Origin of the sequence: Paenibacillus sp. UASWS1643 (assembly GCF_008693195.1) — a bacterium.
GTDB classification, from domain to species: Bacteria; Bacillota; Bacilli; order Paenibacillales; family Paenibacillaceae; genus Paenibacillus; species Paenibacillus amylolyticus_B.
Genome location: NZ_VXKZ01000038.1, coordinates 1 through 337 on the forward strand (window position 1 = coordinate 1; position 337 = coordinate 337).

General features: G+C 49.9%; 1 protein-coding gene. It reads right to left on the bottom strand.

The window, feature by feature from the left end; all coding sequences use genetic code 11:
• Positions 1–88: 88 nt before the first annotated feature.
• Positions 89–337: hypothetical protein (locus tag FE296_RS32535; RefSeq protein WP_190944948.1), on the bottom strand; the 249-nt coding region annotated here is incomplete at its 5' end.

Below are 337 nucleotides of genomic sequence, written 5' to 3' on the forward strand. Positions count from 1 at the left end.
AATCGTTTTATCTTCTCCCAAACAGACACTTTTTCTTGCTGTGGCTCATCAGCCGCAGCTTTCCGCTTGGCTAAACTTTTCGCCATAGTTACACCCCCTGTATTTGAGCACCGATTCCGGTGAGATCAAGCGCGTTGCGAACATAGACACGAGCCACATAAGGCGCACCGTCCTGCTCAATAGTCTTCCGGCATAAGAAAACTTCGCCTGTACCAAGTCCGCGAATATCATCCGGATGCGCCCGGTAACGCTGTACCATTCGTACAGTCCCCATTTCAGATTCAAACCGCTTCTTCCAAGCGTTTTTCTCCACCTGACTGGTAATGTCTGCGTCTTC